Origin of the sequence: Streptomyces sp. SID3343 (assembly GCF_009865215.1) — a bacterium.
GTDB lineage: Bacteria > Actinomycetota > Actinomycetes > Streptomycetales > Streptomycetaceae > Embleya.
In genome coordinates this window covers 1-3,636 of the sequence record NZ_WWJX01000968.1, presented here as the reverse complement: position 1 = coordinate 3,636, position 3,636 = coordinate 1, and the positions used below count along the sequence as shown (strand labels likewise).

General features: G+C 73.7%; 3 protein-coding genes and 1 pseudogene. 2 read left to right on the top strand and 2 right to left on the bottom strand.

Translation table 11 applies throughout. The features are described 5' to 3' along the window. Together GT354_RS30535 and GT354_RS30530 are read right to left on the bottom strand one after the other, a co-directional pair. On the bottom strand, window positions 1-372 hold a 372-nt coding region (locus GT354_RS30535), incomplete at its 3' end, for a siderophore-interacting protein (RefSeq protein WP_161359610.1). 7 nt (window positions 373-379) lie between these two features. Then, complete coding sequence (locus GT354_RS30530; RefSeq protein ID WP_161359609.1) at window positions 380-1,438, bottom strand: ABC transporter substrate-binding protein; 1,059 nt, start codon at window positions 1,436-1,438, stop codon at window positions 380-382. Between the two features lie 269 nt (window positions 1,439-1,707). Here GT354_RS30530 and GT354_RS30525 point away from each other — a divergent pair, with 269 nt between their 5' ends. Next, entirely contained in the window at window positions 1,708-3,393 is a 1,686-nt protein-coding gene (locus GT354_RS30525; protein ID WP_346012249.1) for an ABC transporter ATP-binding protein, read from the top strand. Next, window positions 3,390-3,636 (top strand): annotated as a pseudogene (locus GT354_RS30520) (ABC transporter ATP-binding protein); the annotation flags it as partial. The gene GT354_RS30525 and the pseudogene GT354_RS30520, both read left to right, overlap by 4 nt.

The window sequence follows — 3,636 nt, the reverse complement described above, 5'->3', positions numbered from 1 at the left end:
CGGCGAGCCGATGCCCAGTTCGGCGCCGGGCGCGGCGGCGAGCGCCCACGCGCTCGCGATACCGCCGTCGTGCACGACGAAGTCGACGGTGAGCTCGCCGCGTTCGGGGTCGAACCGCCGCACGGTGTAGCGCCGCGCCGGCGAGTACTCGACGGCGGCGGCGTCCGCGTCCTCCTCCCCGTCCGGGTCGGTCGGGGACGGCAGGACCAACTCGCCGGTGTCCGGCAGTGGGAAGTACAGCCGCAGGTACTCGTCGCCGATGCCGCTGGTCTCGAACGCGCGCAACCCTTCGCCGCCGAAAACGATCCGGATCATCCCGGGCGTGAGGTAGGTGTGTTCGAGCACCGTGCCCCGGTGTATCAGGTTCTTCATGGCGTGGTCACCCCAGCAGCTTCGCGGCGGATACGAGTTCGTCGAGCAGTGCCCGCGCGGTCAGCGCGAGCCCGGCGGTGGTGTCGTAGTTCAGCGCCGCGACCCGGCCGGCCCGGACGGCGGGCAGGCGCTTCCAGGTCTCGGCCCGGGTGGCCGGGGCGTCGGGGTCCTTGCAGATGATCAGGTCGGCCGGGGCGAACACGTCGATCCGCTCCGGGCTGTAGAACTCGTTCATGTTCTTGGCCGGGTCGCGATCGGGGTCGTGGAACATCACCTCCATCCCCAGTTCCCGGGCGACGGCGACGTAGAAGCTGCGGGTCTGGACCCAGAACTGCGTCTCGTCGGCCCCGCCGATGAGCACCTTGCGGCCCGCGAGCAGCGGCCCGACCTCGGCCCGCGCCGAAGCCAGACGCGCGTCGTAGTCGGCGAGCACGCGCGTCGCCGCGTCCGCACGGCCGAGCAGGGTCAGTTGCTCACCGGTGAAGCGGCGCCAGTCGGGGCTGAAGCCGCCGGCGACCACGAGCACCGGGGCGATGTGCTCGGTGAGCATCTTGTTGTCCTGGTAGAACTTCCACCAGTCGGAGCCGACCACGAGCAGGTCGGGCCGTTGCGCGAGGATGGCCTCCGCGTTGGGCGCCCTGACGTGACCCTCCAACACCTTGAAGTCGGCGGGGAGGTGGTCGGAGAGGTGGTTCCTGCCCTCGATGCGGTAGCCGCCGATCAGCGGGTAGCCCGCCATCACGGCGAACTCGACGCCGGTACGGGGGTCCAGGACCACCACCCGCTTGGGGTCGGCCGGAATCCGCGCGGAGTAGCCGTTGTAGGCGAAGTCGATGCCCGCCGTCTGCGTCGTCTCCTCGGGCCGTGAACCGCCGCACGCGGCGAGCAGCCCGGTCAGCGACAGCGCCCCGAGCCCGAGCCCGAAGCCGCGCCGGGTCAGTTCGCCGGTGATCCGGCTCCACTCGGCGTCGGTCCCGCCGGGTGTCCGGGTGTCGGTGCCGAGCACGGTCCCGAGGTCGCGGGGGACTCGAAGCGGTGTCCGGTGGAGCGGTGGAGCGGTCGTCATCGGGGTCTCCGAGGGAAGGGCACGACACGGGAAGTTAGGTAAGCCTTGCCTATGAATACGCGAGGTGATCCCATCCCGCAACACCCGATGTCGGGCATACGCCAGACCGTGTCGCGAATCGGACACCCGACGTCGCATTGGCCGATTCGAGCCACGAGCCGGCCGATCGACGGTGGCGCGTCGGCGCCCGGTCACTACCGTCGGCTCCCATGCCCGCACCCACCGTTTCGCCGGGATCACCCGGACCGCCCGTGACGCCCGTGACGCCCGTGACGCCCCACGACGTGCTGCGCCGGGCCCTGACCGGCGACCGGCGCGGCCGTCGACTGGTCGGCGCGTCCATGGGGTTGACGGGGCATCAGGTCGCCGAGGCGGCGGTCCCGGTGACCGTCGGCGCGGTGATCGACCAAGCGGTGGCCACCGGGGACGCCGGCGCGCTGTGGCGCTGGTTGACCGTGCTGGCCCTGGTGTTCGCCGGGCTGTTGTGCTCGTGGCGCTTCGCTGCCCGAGCCGCCGCCCGGGTCGCCGAGTACGGCGCGCACGACGTGCGGATGGCCGTCGCCCGCCGGGCCCTGGACCCGCACGGCATGACGCCGCGCCGGATGCCCGGCGAACTGGTCGCCTTGGCCACCGGGGACGCCCGGACGGTGGCCCGGTTCACCCACACGCTGAGCAGCAAACTCGCCGCCGCCGCGGGCATCGTCACCAGCGCCGTCGCACTCTTGGTGATCTCCCTGCCGCTGGGCCTGCTGGTCCTGCTCGGCACGCCGCCGATGCTGCTCGCGATGCAGGCCCTGAGCCGACCGCTGGAACGCCGCAGCGAACAGGACCACGAACTCGTCGCCCGCGCCGGCGCGGGCGCCGACGACCTGCTCTGCGGACTGCGCGTCCTGCACGGCATCGGCGGCGGACCCGAGGCCGCCCGCCGCTACCGGCGCGACAGCCGGGCCGCGCTCGCGGCGACACTGCGCACCGAACGCGCCCAGGCCTGGTACTCGGCCGCCAACACCCTGCTCACCGGCGGCTTCCTGGCCCTGATCGCACTCGTCGGCGCCCGACTGGCCGCCCGGGGACAGCTCACGGTCGGCGAACTGGTCGCGGTCGTGGGACTGGCCCAGTTCCTGCAAGGACCGCTCGTGGACGTCGCGTACTTCGCCTCCGGCCTGGGTCGGGCGCGGGCCTCGGCGCGGCGGGTCGCGGCCCTGCTCGGTGCCGAACCGGCCGTCGGCGCCGGGACCCGAGCGCTGCCCGCCGTCGCGGCAGGCGCCGTCGGCGGCCGAATACGCGCCGCCGATCTCACCGTGGGCAACCTGGTCGGTGCCTCCTTCGGCATCGAGCCCGGGGAGTTCGTGGGCATCGTCACCGACGACGCGGGCAACGCCCGCGCGCTGCTCGACTCGTTCGCCCGTCGCGCGGACCCCGACGCGGGCGCTCTGTACCTGGACGGCGCCGCCGTGCACGAACTGGACCCGGACGACCTGCACCGGGTGGTGGTGGCCCCGCCCCACGACGCCGCCGTGTTCACCGGGACGATCGCCGGCAACGTCGCGGGCGAGGGGCCCGCGGTCCTGGCCGCGCTCACCGCCGCCCGGGTGCACGAGGACGTCGCGGCACTGCCGGCCGGCCTGGACAGCCCCGTCACCGAACAGGGCCTGTCCCTGTCCGGCGGCCAACGCCAACGCCTCGCACTGGCCCGGGCGTTGGCCACCAGGGCGCCGGTCCTGGTGCTGCACGACCCCACCACGTCGGTCGACACCGTCACCGAGGGGCGGATCGCGGCCGGGATCCGCGCCGAGCGGGCCGGGCTCACCACCGTCCTGCTGACCACGAGCGCGACCCTGCTCGCCGAGTGCGACCGGGTGATCGTGCTCGCGGCGGGCGCCGCCGCGACCACCGGCACGCACGTCGAACTGTCGGCGACCTCGTCCACCTATCGCAAGGTCGTGCTCGCGTGAACTCCGCACCCGCCGAAGGCGTTTCCGGTCCCGACGCCGAGCCCGGCCACCGAAACGACGGATTCGCGCCCACCGGGCCATCGCCGCTGCTCCCGGTCGCCGGCGCGGCGCAGACCCGCCGGGCCGCCTACCGGTTGATGCGCCCCCACCGCCGGTCGGCCGTCGCCGCCGGCGCGCTGTTGGCCGCGTCCACCGCGGTGGGTCTGGCGACCCCGCTGGTACTGGGTCGCATGGTCGACGCGG

Coding starts and splice junctions, on each gene's coding strand:
- GT354_RS30530 (WP_161359609.1), bottom strand. CDS start 1,438: ATGACGACCGCTCCACCGCTCCACCGGACACCGCTTCGAGTCCCCCGC.